We start from the raw sequence: 16752 nt of genomic DNA on the forward strand, positions 1-16752 counted from the left end.
CGAGACGAATCAGAAGCCGAGGCCGGACGGTGCGCCCGACGACTGCGAGATGAGCGAGGCCATGACCGCCTTCTGCACGTGCAGGCGGTTCTCGGCTTCGTCGATGGCGATGCATGCGGGGGAATCCATCACGGCATCGGTGGCCTTGATGTTCCGGCGCAGGGGCAGGCAGTGGCTGAACAACCCGTGGTCGGTCAGCGCCATCTTGGCCTCGTCGACGATGAAATGTCGGTGCGCGTCGCGGATCGCCTTTTCCTCATCCCATCGGCCGAAATACGGAATGGCGCCCCAGCTCTTGGCGTAGACGACGTGCGCGTCGCGGTAGGCCGATTCGATGTCATGCGACACGCGCAGCGATCCGCCGTTCTCGCGTGCGTTGGCTTCGGCGAAATCCATGTAGCGCTGGTCGAGCACATACTCGGGCGTCGGGCACAGCAGTGTCACGTCCATACCCATCTTCGTCGCGATCAGCAGCGCCGAGTTCGCCACAGCGGTGTTAAGCGGCTTCGGATGGTAGGTCCAGGTCAGCACGTACTTGCGGTTCTGCAGGTCGCCGAGGTGCTCCTTCAGAGCGAGCGCGTGGGCAAGCTCCTGGCACGGATGCGTGATCGTCTCCAAGTTGATCACCGGGACCGTGGCGTACTGCGCGAACGCGGCAAGCACCTTGTCCTGGCGGTCCACCGACCAATCGACGAACTTCGGAAAGGCGCGCACGCCGATCATATCCACGTACCGCGAGAGCACCCGAGCGACCTCGGCGATGTGTTCTTCGGTCTCGCCATCCATCACGGCGCCGACCTCGAACTCGATCGGCCATGCGTCCTTACCCGGCGACAGCACTACCGCATGGCCGCCGAGCTGGAAGGCACCGAGCTCGAAGCTCGTGCGCGTGCGCATCGACGAATTGAAGAACAACAGTGCGATCGACTTGCCTGCCAGCTGCTGGCCCTGGGGCGAGCGCTTGAACTCGGCCGCCTGGTCGAGAAGGGCGTCGATCTCGGCGCGGCTGTAGTCCTGGGTGGAAAGGAAATGGCGAACGGTCATGGCGATCCAGATGGGTCGATGGCCCGGAGGCGGTGGAGGAAAGAGAAATCGGAAACGAAAAAACCCGGCACGTGGCCGGGTTTTTTAGTCGGTACGAATGAAACGCGCGCGACAGCCTACCCGGCCGATGGTCCCATGTACGGTCGACGAGCACGCGACGTCATTCCGGCGGCCATACGGGCGCTGGTCAAGACAATCGCGGTGTAAACAGTGTGGGACACGGCTGGGCCTGGAAACGTTGAACCGCGATCATGCCGGGATTTGGTGCGACGCGCAACAAGTCAGGCGGGCGGGGACCACACGGCGCCGGCATGGCCGGAAACGAGAAAGGCCGCGGTCTCCCGCGGCCTTTCCAAGAGCTTCACCGACCGGGTCAGTCGGCCGGCGCGACGCTCACGCGAACACGCAGGCGCTCGCCCGGGTCGTAGTTGAGCCGCGAGACGTAGACCTCGCCGCGATAGCGATATTCCACGTCGTAGCCGGCGATGCGGCGCTGCTCGGAGATCGAGCTGACGTCGCGGCACCGGGTCTCCGTGCCTTCGTAGGTACGGTCGCCGTTGCGGGCAATGCCATTGCCGACCGCGCCGCCGGCCACCGCGCCGACCACGGTAGCGGCCTTGCGGCCGTCGCCCTTGCCGACGGTGTTACCCAGCACGCCACCGACCACGGCGCCGAGAATGGTGCCGGCCGTGCTGTTGCCGCTCGACTCACGGCGGACGACGGGTTGGTCGTAGCACTCCTGGCGAGGCGTTTCGACACGAGCCACACCGTAGACGGGGTCGACCCGCAGGACGTCCGCCCAGCCGAAATGGGTGTTGTCGTCGGGCCCGGGCGGCGGACCGTAACGACCATCCTGCGCCATGGCGCCACTGGCGAAGACCGCGAGAACGAGAGCGGGGATGAACAACAGGCGAGACATGTGGGAGAACCTCCAGCCAGGCGCAAAAGGAGCGCCTACTGGCGTGCATTTCAACAAGTTCACGCTGAATCCACGCTTAGAACGGACGGGTGCGGCAGCGTGCCGCGTGTCAACCGATTCGGCGCATGCGCGTGCGCCGGGATGCGGGCAGGCTTGGTACTATCGGCGACCGGCCGCCCGCCGCGCTCGTCCACGGATTCACGATGCAGATTTCGCTCTACAACACCTTGTCTCGCCGCACGGAAGCGTTCACGCCGCTCGATCCCCAGCGGGTGACGATGTACGTCTGCGGGCCCACCGTCTACAACTACATCCATATCGGCAACGCCCGGCCACCGGTCGTCTTCGACGTGCTGGCCCGGCTCATCCGCCGGCATTACCCAAAGCTGGTTTACGCCCGCAACGTGACCGACGTCGACGACAAGATCAACGCCGCAGCGGCCGCTGCGGGCGTGCCGATCGTGGAGATCACCGACCGCTACGCCAAGGCCTATCGCGAGGACATCGCGCGGCTGGGCGTGGCCCCGCCCGACGTCGAGCCCCACGCCACGGCGCATATTCCGCAGATCATCGCGATGATCGAGCGCCTCATCGCCACGGGCCATGCCTACGAGGCCGAAGGGCATGTGCTCTTCCACGTCGAATCGTTTCCGGCTTACGGCGCACTGTCGGGGCGCGATCCCGACGAGTTGCTCGCCGGTGCGCGGGTCGAGGTCGCGCCGTACAAGCGCAGTCCGGGCGACTTCGTGCTGTGGAAGCCCTCCGATGCCACCCTGCCCGGCTGGGACAGCCCCTGGGGCCGCGGGCGCCCGGGCTGGCACATCGAGTGCTCCGCCATGAGCGAGGCCCACCTCGGCGACACCATCGATATCCATGCCGGCGGGGTCGACCTGACCTTTCCGCACCACGAAAACGAGATTGCCCAGAGCGTCTGCGCCCACGGCGGCAAGCCCTTTGCCCGCTACTGGCTGCACAACGGCATGCTCACGTTCGAGGGGCGCAAGATGTCGAAGTCGATCGGCAACGTGCTCCAGTTGCATGAACTGCTGGAGCGGCATCCAGGTGAGGCTCTGCGCCTGATGCTGCTGCGCGGCCATTATCGGCAACCGCTGGACTGGTCGGACGCCGCAATGACCCAATCCGTACGCACGCTCGACGGCTGGTACGGCGCCCTGCGCGACCTCGCCGACGTGGATGCTGGCGAACCCGTCGTGCCCGCGGCGGTGGAAGCCGCCCTGTGCGACGACCTCAACACGCCGCAGGCTCTGGCCGAGCTGTCCCAGCTTGCCGACGAGGCGCGGCGCGCTCAGGGTGACGCCCGTGCTGCCGCCAAGGCCGCGTTGCTGGGCGGCGGTGCCCTGCTCGGCCTGCTCCAGCAAGATCCCGAAGCGTGGTTCCGGCAGGGCAACCCCGGCGATGCGATCGACGCTGCCGCCATCGAGGCGCTGCTCGAAGAGCGTCGTGCCGCCCGCGCGGCAAAGGATTTTTCACGTTCCGACGCGATCCGCGATCAGTTGAAAGCCCTTGGCATCGCCATCGAGGACAGCGCGCAAGGCACGCGCTGGAGCGTGGTGAAGGCATGACGACCGCACGCGAAGCCACTGCCGCCGAAGCCCAGGCCGCCATCGCGGAGGAGTTCGCCTTCTTCGGCGACTGGACCGAGCGCTACCAATACCTCATCGACCTGGGGCGCCAGTTGCCCGTGTTCCCCGATGAGCGCAAGACCGAGGAAAACCGCGTGCATGGCTGCCAGTCGATGGTCTGGCTGGTGCCCTCGGGCGACGCCTCGAGCATGCACTTCGACGCAGCCAGCGACTCCGCTATCGTCTCCGGCCTCATCGCCCTGGTGCTACGCGTGTATTCCGATCGCTCCGCCCGAGAAATCGTTGAGACCGAGCCGACCTACATTGAGCAGATCGGCCTCGCCAAGCATCTCTCCCCCACCCGCTCCAACGGCCTGGCAGCGATGCTGGTGAAGCTCAAGGCGTACGCAGCAGAAGCGCTGGCGAAGGGCTGAGAGGGGTCGCCCTCGCGGCGAAAACCCAAAAACGCGAGTGGGAGCCACAACCGAAGCGCCGGTGGGAGCCACCCTGGTGGCGAAAAGCCAACGGAGCGGTGTAGCCGCGAGGCAAGCTCCCATCGACAGCAGGCTGGCTCCCACCGACAAGCTGGCTCCTACCAGCAAGCTGGCTCCCGCCCGCAAATTCCCATCGCCGCCTTGCTGGCCTCACCAAACGAAAGAGCCCCGCGTTGCGGGGCTCTTTCGTTACCGGGTGCCGGAAAGAACGATCAGTCGCCCATCTGCTTCTGCAGGTGTTCGCGACGCTCCTGCGCGTCGAGCGACAGCGTGGCGATCGGGCGCGCGTCGAGACGATCGACACCGATCTCCTCGTCGGTCTCCTCGCAGAAGCCGTAGCGGCCTTCCTCGATACGGCGCAGGGCCTTGTCGATCTTGGAGATGAGCTTGCGGTAGCGATCGCGCGTGCGCAGTTCGAGCGAATTCTCGGTCTCGCGCGTGGCGCGCTCGGCCTCGTCGCCGACGTCGCGGACTTCCTCGCGGAGGTTGTCCATCGTCTGGCGCGATTCCTCGACCAGTTGCTCACGCCATTCCTTCAACTTGTTACGGAAATAGGCGAGCTGACGGGGATTCATGTACTCCTCGTCGTCACCCGGCTTGTAGCCCTTCGGGAGGTCAATGACGGTCGAAGCGGGCAGCGCATAGCGGCCGTCTTCGCGCGTGATGCCGTTGTCGGCGGTATGGGAGGCAGTGCTGTTCATGCTTGCTTGAGCGGACTTCTCGTTTCTGGATGGGTTGGTGCCGGCCACCGCGGACGCAGTCCTGGGTGGCGCGGCGGCAACTGCCGATGCCGAACGACCCTTTTCAGGGCTGGCGGCGGGCACGGCGGTTGCGGCTTTCTTGGCGGGTGCAGGCGCCGGGACGGGCGCCGACTTCACCGGTGCCGGCGGCGCTTTCTTCGCAGCGGCCGGCGGCGTTGCTTTCTTGGCGGCGACCGGAGACGCCTTTACGGGCGCCTTTGTGGCCTTCGCCGGAGTTTTCGTGGCGGTTTTTGCCGGTGCCGCCTTGGCAGCCTTCACCGGGGCAGCCTTCGCTGGCGCCTTCTTGGCGGCCGCTTTCGGTGCAGGCTTCGCTGCGGCGTTCTTCGCCGGCGCAGCCGCTTTCTTCGGGGCAGGCTGGGCCGCCGTCTTCGCGGGCGACTTCGCGGTTGTTTTGGTCGACTTCACCCCGGCCACTACCGTCCTGGCCTTCTTCACGTCGCCGGCTCCGCCCTTCTTGGCGGCGCCCTTGGCGGTTGCGGAACTACGAGCGTCTTTCGCCATTTCCTTCACCTCGGTGGCCGTGGCGGCGGGGTGTTATAGCCCAGATGCGTTACCCCAGCAACCTATCTTCTGGGATACTGTGGACTGCTTATGCCGGCGAACACCGACACACAGTGACCCGCCTCCTCCTATTCCTGCTTTCCCTCTACAAACGCTGGCTGAGCCCCCTGCTCGGAGCCCGCTGCCGGTTCCATCCCTCCTGTTCCGATTATGCCCGGGTCGCCATCGCCCGCTTCGGTCCGCTGCGCGGCGGCACGCTCAGTGCGTGGCGCATCCTGCGCTGCCAGCCGCTTTGCGAAGGCGGCCACGATCCCGTACCCGACCAATTCGTCCTGCGCCGCTGCGGCGCTCAAGGAGCACATACCCATGACTGACGCCTGGCTCATCAAGAACGCCGAACTCGTCAACGAAGGCCGACGTTTCACCGCCGACGTCCGCGTCAGCGGCGGAAAAATCGAAACGATCGCGCAAGGCTTGGAAAATCGGCGTGACGAACAGGTCATCGACGCCACCGGCCTGTGGCTGCTGCCGGGCATGATCGACGATCAGGTGCATTTCCGCGAACCCGGCCTCACGCAGAAAGCCGACATCGCCAGCGAATCCCGCGCGTGTGCGGCAGGCGGCATCACCAGCTTCATGGAAATGCCGAATACGAAGCCACCGGCACTGGACCGCGACTCGCTCGAAGCCAAGTACTCGCGCGCTGCCGAAACCTCCGTGGTCAACTACGCGTTCTATCTCGGCGCGAGCAACGACAACCTCGAGGCCATCCGCGCACTCGATCCTAAGAGCGCACCGGGCATCAAGGTCTTCATGGGCGCTTCCACCGGCAACATGCTGGTCGACAACCCGGAAACCCTTGACCACATCTTCCGCGATGCGCCGACACCGATCATCACGCATTGCGAAGACACGCCGATGATCGATGCGAACCTCGCGAAGGCGCACGAAAAGTACGGCGAGGACATCCCCGCCTGGGAACACCCCCATATCCGTTCGCGCGAGGCCTGCATCAAGTCCACGCGCCTCGCGATCTCGCTCGCGAGAAAGCACAACACCCGTCTCCACGTGCTGCACATCTCCACCGCCGACGAGCTCGCCCTGTTCGAACCGGGTCCTATCGAAGGTAAGCGGATCACGGCGGAGACCTGCGTGCACTTCCTGCATTTCGGCGGCAAGGCCGATTACGACGAGAAGGGTTTCCTCATCAAGTGCAACCCGGCGATCAAGGACGAGGCCGATCGCGAGGCGATCATTAAGGCGCTGGCCGAGGGCCGTCTCGACGTCCTCGCCACCGACCACGCGCCGCATCTGCTCGAAGAAAAAGCACAGAAGTACGACAAGGCGCCGTCGGGGCTGCCGCTGGTCCAATTTGCCTTGCAGGCCGCGCTGGAACGCGTGTTTGAGAAAAAGCTCACCCTGGAGCGCGTGGTCGAAACCGTCTGTCACGCGCCGGCAAAGCTGTTCGACGTCGAAAAGCGAGGTTTCCTGCGCGAAGGCTACGCCGCCGATCTCGTACTGGTGGATCCGAAGCGCAAGCACACCGTGACGCGAGAAGAGGTGCTGTCCAAGTGCGGCTGGTCGCCATTCGAAGGCACCACCTTCAGCAGCAGCATCGTCTCCACCTTCGTCAACGGCCAGCGCGTGTGGGATGGCAAGACCGTGGACGGCAACGTACGCGGCCAGCGGCTGGCGTTCGATCGATGAGGCAATGGTTCGGCGCGCTCGGCGCGCTACTGCTCTCCGGCCAGGCGCAGGCGGCTGCCCAGGACCTTCCGACGAGCGTGTCCCAGGGCGCACTCGTGGTCGCGCATGCCAAACCCGGCGCCCGCGTCTTAGTCGACGACAGACCGGTACACGTAGCCCCCGACGGGGTCTACGTCTTCGGCGTGGGGCGTGACGAGAAAGGCCCTGTCGTCGTGACGGTAGGCGACGTGCGACATAACCTCGCCGTCGTCCCGCGCGACTGGCCGATCGAGCGCGTGGAGGGCGTGCCGCCCGGCACGGTGAACCCGCCGCCGGCCGTGGCCGCGCGCATCGAGCGCGAACAGGCAGCGGTCGTCGCTGCACGTTCGCGGGACGACGCCCGGGAAGATTTCGCACATGGCTTCATCTGGCCCGTCACGGGCCGGATCAGCGGCCGCTTCGGCAACCAGCGGATCTACAACGGCGATCCAAAAGCACCGCACTCGGGCATGGACATCGCCGTGCCCGAAGGCACGCCGGTCAAGGCGCCCGCAGACGGTGTAATCACCTTCGCCAACCCCGATCTCTACCTGACCGGCGGTACGGTGCTGCTCGACCACGGCTTCGGGCTGTCGTCCAACTTCCTGCATCTGTCGCGGATCGACGTGAAGGTCGGCCAGCGCGTTCACCAGGGGCAGATCATCGGCGCGGCGGGCAAGACGGGCCGCGCTACGGGCCCGCACCTGCACTGGGGCTTCAACTGGTTCGGTGTGCGCCTCGATCCCCTGCTGCTGCCAGGCATCGAACCCAATTCCTAGGGCCTGTCCAGGGCCTGTAACAGGCCCTGGACGCGAACCGCTTCAGCGCGCCTTGGAAGCGAACGCCACGGCATCGTGCGGATGCAGGCTTTCGTGATGGGCCACGCGCAGGTGGAAATCGGCGATCCGCGGATCGACCTCGAGCGTTTTCTGAATGCGCCGCGCCGCGTCCTCGCAGAACATCAGGTTCTGCCCGTTGGCGAGGGCGAAGGCCTGCTCGTCGGCGCGCTTGACGGCCGTCTGCACGGGCGTACCGAGCGCAGCTTCCACGTTATCGATCATGTCCACGAGGGGAAACACGCCCTCGCCCACGGGACGAACGCGAATGGTGGCGGTGCTGCGCTGCGCATGCGGCGTGGCGACGATGCCCTGCTCCGTACCCAGCCATGCCAGGATCGTCTCCCGATCCAGCGGCTCACCGGCCGCAAAGGTCTTGGCAAAGTTGTCCTGAATCAGCTGCCGTGACAACGCTGCAGAGGCCGGGCACGTCGACGAATAGACCACGTCCGTGGTGATCTCGATGCGGAAGTCGTCACCGTTGAGCGTGGCGTCGATGGTGACCGGGTACGCACGCCAGCCGCTGTTCTCGCTGCGCAACGACTTGCGGCGCACGAGATGCTCGAAGCGGATCGTGATACGCGCGCGATCGGACAGGCCTTCATGCGAGGACAGGAACGACTGCAACAGGCCGCGTACGCCGGCAACCGTCAACGGGGCCGCCGACAAGGCGTCGGAGACCAGCAGATAGAGCCGCGACATGTGAATGCCGCGCGCTTCCGGCTTCTTGAGATCGACGAAGGCACCGACACGCGCGCCGGTCGAGCGGACGTCGCCGTCGCCGGCATCGAACGCCACCGGCATTTCCATGCCGTCCATGCCTACCCAGTCGAGCGTGCCGACGGCCAGGGCATGTTCCTGCGAAGCGACGTCCGGCAGCAGGCGATGGGGAGAATCGTGGATGTACATCAGGGAAAATCCTTGGGACGTGCCGCGGGCGGCTTACCGTGACCACATGGGGGCCCGGGGAGGTGGCTCAATGGTGAGTGCCGGGAAACGGTCCGTTCAGTTGAATCGCTCTGCATGCCGCGCCGCAAGCCATGCCCGGATCGCCGTGGCGGGGCCGGTGCGCGACTGGCGTCGATGCAACTCGGCGAAAGGCTCGCCTGCGCGGGCGGCCGAGCGCGCCGTGGACAGCGAGGTCCGCCCCTCCAATCCGCGGAAGGTGCTAATCGGCTCCCCCTGCGCCAGCGCCTCACGCAGGCCGTCGGCCAGTTCGCCCAGTTGCGCACGCAACGCGTCGCGACGGCTTGGCGAATCGATCTTGAGTTGCGCGCGCGCGAGGCCGTGCCGCGCCAGTCGCGCCATGGGCAAAGGCAGGCGCTCGCGTTCCGCATCGAGCTCGAGCCGCGACAAGGCGAACACCAGATGCGACAGCGTCGCCACGCGAGACGCGGCCTCGGTCGGCGCGTCGGGACCGAACCACCACATGTTCTCGAGGCGCGCCAGCGCGCCGTGCAGCCCTTGCGAGGCCGCGACCTGTGCCGCGAAATCCGACGGCGTGCCCTGCTCCAGTTGCGCCATCGCTGCCAGCACCGGCGCCAGCCAGATGTCCGCGGGAATCGCGCGAGCCCGCTCGCTCGCGAACAGTGCCTGGGTCAACGGATGGCGACCGCCGCTGGCCGGGGCACCGGACAATTCCTCCGCCCACCATTGCAGCTTCGCCGCGGCCACGCTCGGCTCACGGATGCCGTAGGCCGTCGCGACCAGTTCCTGCTCGAAGGCTGCGAGCGCCACGCGCTCGTCGCGCACCGACGGCGCGACGAAACCGAGCGCCACGCGCTGCTGCGGCTGGACCGCCAACCACTTGTCGATGAAGCTCTGGGTAGCGCTGTCGCTCACGCCGCAGCCTCCCTGACGCCCAGCAGCGCGGCAAGATCGTCCGGGTGATCGAGCACGGCATCCGCGCCCCACGCGTCCGGATCGCCGCCATCGAGGTAACCCCAGCGCACCGCCACAGTGAACAGCCCCGCCGCGTTGCCCGCAAGGATGTCGCGACGGTCGTCCCCGACGAACACCGAGCGTGCCGCCTCGCACCCGGCGAGTGCGCACGCGTGCAGCACCGGCGCGGGATCGGGCTTCTTCACCGGCAGCGTGTCACCGGAGACCACCGCTGCCGGCTTCCAGTGCGGCACAGCCTGCGGCAACAGTGCGTCCGTCAGGAATCCAGGCTTGTTGGTGACGATGCCCCAACGGATCGCGGCGTTGTCGAGACCCGCGAGCAGGGCTTCCACGCCATCGAAGGCCACCGTGTGGCGAGCCATCGCCGCCTCGTAGATGGCGAGATAGCGCGGCACGAGCGCCAGCAGCGCCTCCGCGGTGATCTCGGGGAACCCCACGCCGATGATGGCGCGAGAACCACGCGATACCACCGGTCGCACTCGCTCGTACGGCGGCGGGGCGACGCCCTCCTCCGCGCACAGATCGACCAGCGCAGCGTGGAGATCCAGCGCACTGTCGAGCAGCGTGCCGTCGAGGTCGAAGAACACCCCGTCCGGCCGGAACGGCAGGATGCTCATCCCGCTTTCCTCGCCGCCAGCACGTAGTTGACCGCGGTATTGGACGAGAGGCTGGCGTTGCGCGTGAGCGGGTTGTACGCCAGCCCCTTGATGTCTTCCAGTTCGAGGTCGAAGCGACGCAGCATCGTGGCGACTTCGGACGGCTTCAGGAACTGCGCGTAGCGATGCGTGCCCCGCGGCAGCAGACCCATGACGTACTCCGCCCCGACGATCGCGGCACCGAATGCAGCAGGCGTGCGGTTGAGCGTGGACAGGAAGAGCTGGCCACCGGGCTTCAGCATCGCCGAGAGGTCGCGGATCAGCGCCTGCGGGTCGGGCACGTGCTCGATCAGCTCCATGCAGCAGACCACGTCGAACGAGGCAGGCTCGGCCTCGGCCAGTGCCGTCGACGACTGCACGCGGTAATCGACTTGCAGGTTCGACTCGAACAGATGCAGCTTGGCGATCTCGATGAGCTTGTCGCCCAGATCGATCGCCGTGACGTTGGCGCCTGCGCGCGCCAGAGCCTCGCTCAACAGGCCGCCACCGCAGCCGACATCGACCACACGGGCGCCACGCAGGTTTGCGCGGCCCGCCACATAGGCGGCGCGTACGGGGTTCAGGTCATGCAGCGGTCGCGATTCGCCATCGGGATCCCACCAGCGGGCGGCGAGTTTTTCGAAGCGGGCGATTTCTTCCGCGCTGACGTTGGGGTTGGCTTGGGTCTGCATGGTGTTACTCCTTCGCCGCAAAGCGACGCACGCGCCACTCATGGACGGTAAGGGTCGACGATCCGGTGGTGTGCAAGGGATCGCGGTGGGCAAGTTCGGTAGCGGTCGCGAGATCGGCCGCACGCAGCAGATAGGCACCGCCACTGCCATCGGTGAACGGACCGGTGGCGTCCAGCACACCTTGTTCGGTCAGCGCCGCAAGAAACGCCTTGTGCGCCTCGCCAGCCTCTGCCTGGAAATGCGGCGTGCGCATCGCGAGCACAAGGTAGAGGTGCACCGGTTCGCTCATGCGGCATCCCCCGCTGCAATGCGTTCGCGCCACGCGCGCGCCTTGGCGCGGATGGCCGCGGTATCGATATCGACGAGATCGCCATCCGTGAGCTTGCGCCGGCCGTCGATCCACACGTCGCTGACCTGATGCCGCCCCGTGGCATACACCAGCTGCGACGCCACGTGGTACAGCGGCTGCGTTTCGAGCGCATCGAGGCGAACGGCGACGAGATCGGCACGCTTGCCGACCTCGATGGAGCCGACCCGCTCACCGAGACCGATCGCACGAGCGCCATTGAGCGTGGCCGCACGCAGCGCGTAGGCAGCGTCGAAGGCGGCTGCGTCACCCGCCACGGCCTTCGCCAGCAGGGCGGCGGTGCGCATCTCGCCGAACATGTCCAGATCGTTGTTCGAGGCGCAACCGTCGGTGCCGATGCAGACGTTGACGCCGGCCGCGCGCAGCTTCTCGGCGGGGCAGAAGCCCGAGGCGAGCTTGAGATTCGACTCCGGGCAATGCACCACCGACACGCCGGCCTTCGCGCACGCCGCAATCTCCGCGTCGGTCAACTGCGTCATATGCACGGCAACCAGGCGATCGTTGACGATGCCGAGCTTCTGCAGGCGCTGGAACGGACGGATGCCGTCCTTCTCCACCGCCTCTTCCACCTCGTGCGCCGTTTCGTGCGTATGCAGGTGGATGGGAATATCGAGCTGATCGGCAAGCACGCGGATGCGTTCGAAATTTTCGTCCGACACCGTGTACGGCGCATGCGGCACGAACGCCGTGGTAAGCAGCGGCTCGCCACGCAGCGAATCGTGCACTTCCAGCGCGCGGCTGAAGTACTCGTCGGACGTCTTCGCCCACGCGGTGGGAAAGTCGATCACCGGAAGACCGATCACGGCGCGGAAACCCATGGCGCGATAGGTCGCCGCGATCACGTCGGGGAAGAAGTAGTTTTCGTTCGCGCAGGTCGTGCCGCCGCGGATCATCTCCGCCACGGCGAGTTCGACGCCATCACGAATGAAGTCGGGCCCCATCACCCGCCCTTCCGCGGGCCAGATGTGCTCGCGCAACCAGGTCATCAGCGGCAGGTCGTCCGCCAGGCCCCGCAACAGCGTCATGGGGTTGTGTGTGTGCGCGTTGATCAGGCCGGGAATCAGCGCATGCTCCGGCAGTTCCACTCGTTCGCGCGGGGCGTAGAGGGCACGGGCTTCCGCGATGGGCAGGATCGCCACGATCTCGCCGCGGTGGACCGCGACGGCGTGTTCGTCGAGCACCACGGCATGGGGTTCGACGGGCACGACCCAACGGGCCTCAAGGAGCAGATCGATATCGGTAGGGCTGGCGGTCATCGGGGCCTCGGTAGGAAAAGCGGGAGCCTCATGCAAGAGCGGCACGGCCCTCGGAAGTGCTCCGAGGCTGCCGTGCCGCGATATCAGGGCGAAGAGTGGCCTTACTTGACGCGGCTGTCGTACTCGCCCGTGCGGGTGTCGACCTTGATGATCTCGTCCTGGTTGACGAAGAGCGGCACGCGAACCACGGCACCCGTCTCAAGCGTGGCCGGCTTGCCGCCGCCGCCCGAGGTGTCGCCGCGCACGCCCGGATCGGTCTCGACGATCTTCAGCTCGACGAACTTCGGCGCCTGCACGGCGATGATCTGGGTTTCATTGAAGATGGTGATGACGCATTCCTCGTCGCCCTTGAGCCACTTCCACGCGTCGCCCATGGCGGCCAGGTTCGCGCGGTACTGCTCGAAGGTCTCCGAGTGCATGAAGACCCACTCGCGATCGTTGCCGGTGCCCTCGACGTACGAGAACGTGGCGTCGGTATCCGTGGCGTTGGCTTCTTCGTACGAATCGCTCGACTTCAGCGTGAGTTCGGTCGTGCGACCGTCCTTCAAGTTGCGGACGCGAATACGGGTGAACGCCTGGCCCTTGCCCGGCTTGATGAAGTCGGCCTCGGTGATGACCCACGGATCGCCATTGTGAAGGATCTTCTTGCCCGTTTTGACGTCATTGAGGCCAAGACTCGCCATGCGCTTTCTGCTCCAGGGTTAAATCCGCCCCGTGGGCGGCTAAAATAGGGTCCGTCACGGGCATTACGGCCCGATCCAAGGTCCGCAATGATAACCGCAAGCCCCACTCCCCGCCTATCGCCGCCCACCGCAGGCTGGCGCGAGCTCTGGCGGGACGCCATCACGGATGCCGGCGAACTCCTGGCCGCTGTCGGCCTCGCGCATCGCCCCGACCTCCTGCCGCCGGGCGACGAGGGGTTCCCTCTGCGCGTGCCCCGTGGCTTCGTCGCACGGATGCGTCAGGGCGATGCGGCCGACCCCCTGCTGCTCCAGGTGCTGCCACGCGCCCAGGAGGCCGCCACGGCCGACGGCTTTTCCGTGGACGCCGTGGGCGACATGGCCTCGCGCGCCGGCCATGGGGTGCTGCACAAGTACGACGGGCGGGTCCTGCTGATCGCCAGCGGGAGCTGTGCGGTCAATTGCCGCTACTGCTTCCGCCGCCACTTCCCGTACGGCGAGGAAATCGCCGCCGCGGCGCAATGGCGCGAGGCGCTGGCGCACCTGCATGCCGACCACTCCATCCGTGAGGTGATCCTGTCCGGGGGCGACCCCCTGTCGCTCGCCACCCACAAGCTCCAGGAATTAACCCGGGGCCTGGCCGACCTGCCGCATGTGATCCGCCTGCGTATCCATACGCGCCTGCCCATCGTGCTGCCGGAACGCGTGGACGACGCGTTCATCGACTGGCTATCGGCCTTGCCTGTGCAGAAGGTCGTGGTGCTGCATGCCAATCACGCCAACGAGTTCGACGCCGCCGTGGATGCGGCCTGTGCGCGTTTGCGGGCCGCGGGCGCCACGCTGCTCAACCAGTCGGTACTGCTGCGTGGCGTGAACGACGATGTAGACGCGCTGACGGCGCTGTGCGAACGCTCCTTCGCGGCCGGCGTGCTGCCCTACTACCTGCACCAGCTCGACAAGGTGCAGGGCGCAGCGCACTTCGAGATCGACGACGACCGCGCGCTGGAGCTGCTCGAAGGCCTCCGGGGCCGCCTGCCGGGCTACCTGGTCCCCCGTCTGGTCCGTGAATTGCCGGGCGATCCCTCGAAACGTCCCATTGCCGATTTCGCGCGTTAGTATGGGCAACACCCGGCAGACATGAACCTGCCGGGCCGCGCTATGGGGGAGCGGTACGGCCAAGCCGCACCGCGGGATGAGCAAGCGGCAACCGGAACGGCATGAAACACGACAACGTCATCAGGATCCTCTTCATCGAGAACTCGGTCGAAGACGCCGAACTCTTGATCAATGTATTGCGCAACGGCGGCATCGCCGTGCGACCCGCCCGCGCCACCAGTCCGGACGAAATCCAGGCGGCCCTCGGTGACACCGTGCCCGACCTGGTACTGATGAATCCCGGCGTGCCAGGCATCGATCCTGCCGCGGTCATGCGGCAGCTCGACGCCAGCGGCCGCGATCTCTCCCTCATCGCCGTCGTCGACACCCTCGACGACGAAACGATCGCCGACATGTTCGCCAACGGCGTACGCGGCGTCGTGCTGCGTAAGCGCGCCGATCAGGTGCTGACCGTGGTGCAGCGGGAATTCGACGCGCTGTCCACACGCCGGCTCGTTCGCCGCCTCGAAACCTCGCTGCGCGAAACCGAGCGGCGCTGCGACGCGCTGCTCGACTCCTCCCGCGACGCCATCGCCTATGTCCACGAAGGCATGCACGTGCGCGTGAACCAGGCCTACCTCGAAGCCTTCGGCTTTGCCGAGGTCGACGACATCATTGGCCTGCCCATCCTCGATCTCGTTGCCGGCACCCATGCCGACGACTTCAAGAGCACGCTGCGCGGGCTGTCGAAGGGCGACAAGGTACCACCCCCCATGGAACTGCTCGCGCGCCGAGACGACGGCAGCACGTTCAAGGCCATGGTCGAGTTCGCCCACGCGACCTTCGAAGGCGAGGCGTGCCTGCAGATCGTGTTCCGCCAGCAGACCGTAGACCCGGCGCTCGTGGCGCAGTTGCAGCGCGATCCGGTCACCGGCCTGTTCAACCGCGCACACACGCTGGAGTGCATCGACGAGGCCGTGGCCGCTGCCGCGGCCGGTCGCGCCGGGCAGGCGGTGGTGCTGCTCGAACCGGACAACTGGAAGGATCTCGTCGCCAGCGCGGGCATCGGCAACGCCGATCACCTGCTCGCCGCCATCGCGGCGAAGGTCAACGAGTCCATCGACGACGACGACATTGCCGGCGTGCTCGGCGACCACACGCTCGGCCTGGTGCTGTCGCCGCGCGGCGACCTGGAACACGCGGCGCTCACCGAGCGTCTGCGCACCACCATCGCCGAAACCATCTTCGACGCGGGCTCCCGCTCTCTCACCGTTACCGTCACCCTCGGCGGCACGCTGCTCGCCGAGAAGAACGCCAACACGGAAACGGTGCTCGATCAGGCCAGCACCGCGCTGCGTGCGGCACAGAATCAAGGCGGAAACCGCGTCGAACTGCACGATCCGGCGGCGCGCGAAAAGGCCGACGCCGAACGCGAGCAGTACTGGCTGGATCTGGTCCGTCAGGCGCTCTCGGAAGACGGCCTGCGGCTTTACCACCAGCAGATCATCAGCCTGCAGGACGCCGCCGGCGAGTTCTACGAGATCCTTGTCCGCATGCGCGGGCCCAAGGGCGACGTGCTGCCTTCGTACTTCTTCCCGGTCGCCGAACGCAACGGCCTCCTACCTGCGATCGATCGCTGGGTGCTCGGCCATGCCATCGATGCCCTCGCCCACCGCGAGAACGATGGGCTCACGACCACCTACTTCGTAAAGATGACGCTGCAATCGCTGGAAGACCCGGAACTGCTGCCCTGGCTCATCCGCCGGCTACAGACGGCCAACCTGCGTCGCAGCAAGCTGGTCATCGAGATGCCGGAATCGAAGGTACTGACCAGCCTGCGACCGACCCAGGAATTCGTCACCGGGTGGCGCAAGGCGGGTGGCGGCTTCGCCATCGAGCAGTTCGGCTCGGGCCTCAACTCGTTCCAGATGCTGAACCACGTCGAGGCCGACTACCTGAAGATCGACCGCAGCTTCATGACCGACCTGCCGCAGCACCCGGAAAACCAGAAGAAGATCGCCGAGATCTGCAAGGAAAGCCACTCGTCCGGCAAGCAGACCGTCGCCGAATGGGTCGAGGACGCTGTGAGCACGTCGCTGCTGTTCGCCTGCGGCGTGGACTTCATCCAGGGCAACTTCCTGCAGGAACCCGCCAAGGTGCTGGCCGAGGAATACATGCCCGTGTGAGGCCACGGCCTTCTTGTGGGAGCGGCCGCGGCGGCAACGTAGGCTTGCACTGGTGGGAGCCAGCCTGCTGGCGATA

17 protein-coding genes are annotated in these 16752 nt (G+C 66.4%); 7 read left to right on the top strand and 10 right to left on the bottom strand.

Going from position 1 to position 16752, the window contains the following annotated elements; genetic code table 11:
• Positions 1–9 precede the first annotated feature (9 nt).
• Positions 10–1044, bottom strand: coding sequence for an N-acetylornithine carbamoyltransferase (locus tag IM816_RS11960; RefSeq protein WP_250338253.1), 1035 nt, complete (start codon positions 1042–1044; stop codon positions 10–12).
• Positions 1045–1417: 373 nt separating this feature from the next.
• Positions 1418–1963: a glycine zipper 2TM domain-containing protein gene (locus IM816_RS11965; RefSeq protein ID WP_072321472.1), complete on the bottom strand. Its 546-nt coding sequence runs from the start codon at positions 1961–1963 to the stop codon at positions 1418–1420.
• Positions 1964–2166: 203 nt separating this feature from the next.
• Between IM816_RS11965 and cysS the strand changes: the two genes are divergently transcribed.
• Together cysS and IM816_RS11975 are read left to right on the top strand one after the other, a co-directional pair.
• Positions 2167–3546: a cysteine--tRNA ligase gene (gene cysS / locus IM816_RS11970; RefSeq protein ID WP_250338254.1), complete on the top strand. Its 1380-nt coding sequence runs from the start codon at positions 2167–2169 to the stop codon at positions 3544–3546.
• Positions 3543–3980: a SufE family protein gene (locus tag IM816_RS11975; RefSeq protein ID WP_250338255.1), complete on the top strand. Its 438-nt coding sequence runs from the start codon at positions 3543–3545 to the stop codon at positions 3978–3980. The genes cysS and IM816_RS11975 overlap by 4 nt, the downstream gene beginning before the upstream one ends.
• Positions 3981–4252: 272 nt before the next feature.
• On the opposite strand, the gene dksA is transcribed toward IM816_RS11975, so the two are convergent.
• The gene (gene dksA / locus IM816_RS11980; RefSeq protein WP_250338256.1) at positions 4253–5302 is read right to left on the bottom strand and encodes an RNA polymerase-binding protein DksA; all 1050 of its coding nucleotides are present in this window, start codon (positions 5300–5302) and stop codon (positions 4253–4255) included.
• 113 nt (positions 5303–5415) lie between these two features.
• Here dksA and yidD point away from each other — a divergent pair, with 113 nt between their 5' ends.
• The 3 genes from yidD to IM816_RS11995 are packed head-to-tail and all read left to right on the top strand — an operon-like array spanning position 5416 to position 7806.
• Positions 5416–5676 (top strand): membrane protein insertion efficiency factor YidD, encoded by a 261-nt coding sequence (gene yidD, locus IM816_RS11985; RefSeq protein ID WP_072321475.1) that lies wholly within the window; start codon positions 5416–5418, stop codon positions 5674–5676.
• Complete coding sequence (locus tag IM816_RS11990) at positions 5669–7009, top strand: dihydroorotase (protein WP_250338257.1); 1341 nt, start codon at positions 5669–5671, stop codon at positions 7007–7009. Before yidD ends, IM816_RS11990 begins: the two co-directional genes overlap by 8 nt.
• The gene (locus IM816_RS11995; protein WP_250338258.1) at positions 7006–7806 is read left to right on the top strand and encodes a M23 family metallopeptidase; all 801 of its coding nucleotides are present in this window, start codon (positions 7006–7008) and stop codon (positions 7804–7806) included. Before IM816_RS11990 ends, IM816_RS11995 begins: the two co-directional genes overlap by 4 nt.
• Positions 7807–7848: 42 nt before the next feature.
• Here IM816_RS11995 and folE2 read toward each other — a convergent pair whose 3' ends face one another.
• From folE2 to efp, 7 genes are all read right to left on the bottom strand, one after another.
• Positions 7849–8772, bottom strand: a complete 924-nt coding sequence (gene folE2, locus IM816_RS12000; protein WP_250338259.1) for a GTP cyclohydrolase FolE2 — start codon at positions 8770–8772, stop codon at positions 7849–7851.
• Between the two features lie 96 nt (positions 8773–8868).
• Positions 8869–9705 carry a squalene/phytoene synthase family protein gene (locus IM816_RS12005; RefSeq protein WP_250338260.1) on the bottom strand — a complete coding sequence of 279 codons (837 nt, stop codon included), beginning with the start codon at positions 9703–9705 and terminating at the stop codon, positions 8869–8871.
• On the bottom strand, positions 9702–10382 hold the full coding sequence (locus IM816_RS12010) for an HAD family hydrolase (protein WP_250338261.1): 681 nt from the start codon (positions 10380–10382) through the stop codon (positions 9702–9704). The genes IM816_RS12005 and IM816_RS12010 overlap by 4 nt, the downstream gene beginning before the upstream one ends.
• Positions 10379–11092 carry a bifunctional 2-polyprenyl-6-hydroxyphenol methylase/3-demethylubiquinol 3-O-methyltransferase UbiG gene (ubiG, locus tag IM816_RS12015; RefSeq protein WP_250338262.1) on the bottom strand — a complete coding sequence of 238 codons (714 nt, stop codon included), beginning with the start codon at positions 11090–11092 and terminating at the stop codon, positions 10379–10381. Before ubiG ends, IM816_RS12010 begins: the two co-directional genes overlap by 4 nt.
• 4 nt (positions 11093–11096) lie before the next feature.
• The gene (locus tag IM816_RS12020) at positions 11097–11381 is read right to left on the bottom strand and encodes a YciI family protein (RefSeq protein WP_250338263.1); all 285 of its coding nucleotides are present in this window, start codon (positions 11379–11381) and stop codon (positions 11097–11099) included.
• Positions 11378–12715 (bottom strand): TRZ/ATZ family hydrolase, encoded by a 1338-nt coding sequence (locus IM816_RS12025; protein WP_250338264.1) that lies wholly within the window; start codon positions 12713–12715, stop codon positions 11378–11380. Before IM816_RS12025 ends, IM816_RS12020 begins: the two co-directional genes overlap by 4 nt.
• A gap of 101 nt (positions 12716–12816) precedes the next feature.
• A complete protein-coding gene (efp, locus tag IM816_RS12030; RefSeq protein WP_072321483.1) occupies positions 12817–13398 on the bottom strand; it encodes an elongation factor P in 582 nt (193 codons plus the stop codon).
• Positions 13399–13485: 87 nt separating this feature from the next.
• Between efp and epmB the strand changes: the two genes are divergently transcribed.
• Together epmB and IM816_RS12040 are read left to right on the top strand one after the other, a co-directional pair.
• Entirely contained in the window at positions 13486–14511 is a 1026-nt protein-coding gene (gene epmB / locus IM816_RS12035) for an EF-P beta-lysylation protein EpmB (protein ID WP_250338265.1), read from the top strand.
• Positions 14512–14612: 101 nt separating this feature from the next.
• A complete protein-coding gene (locus tag IM816_RS12040) occupies positions 14613–16676 on the top strand; it encodes an EAL domain-containing response regulator (RefSeq protein WP_250338266.1) in 2064 nt (687 codons plus the stop codon).
• Positions 16677–16752 lie beyond the last annotated feature (76 nt).

The organism is Luteibacter flocculans (genome assembly GCF_023612255.1).
Taxonomy (GTDB): Bacteria; Pseudomonadota; Gammaproteobacteria; order Xanthomonadales; family Rhodanobacteraceae; genus Luteibacter; species Luteibacter flocculans.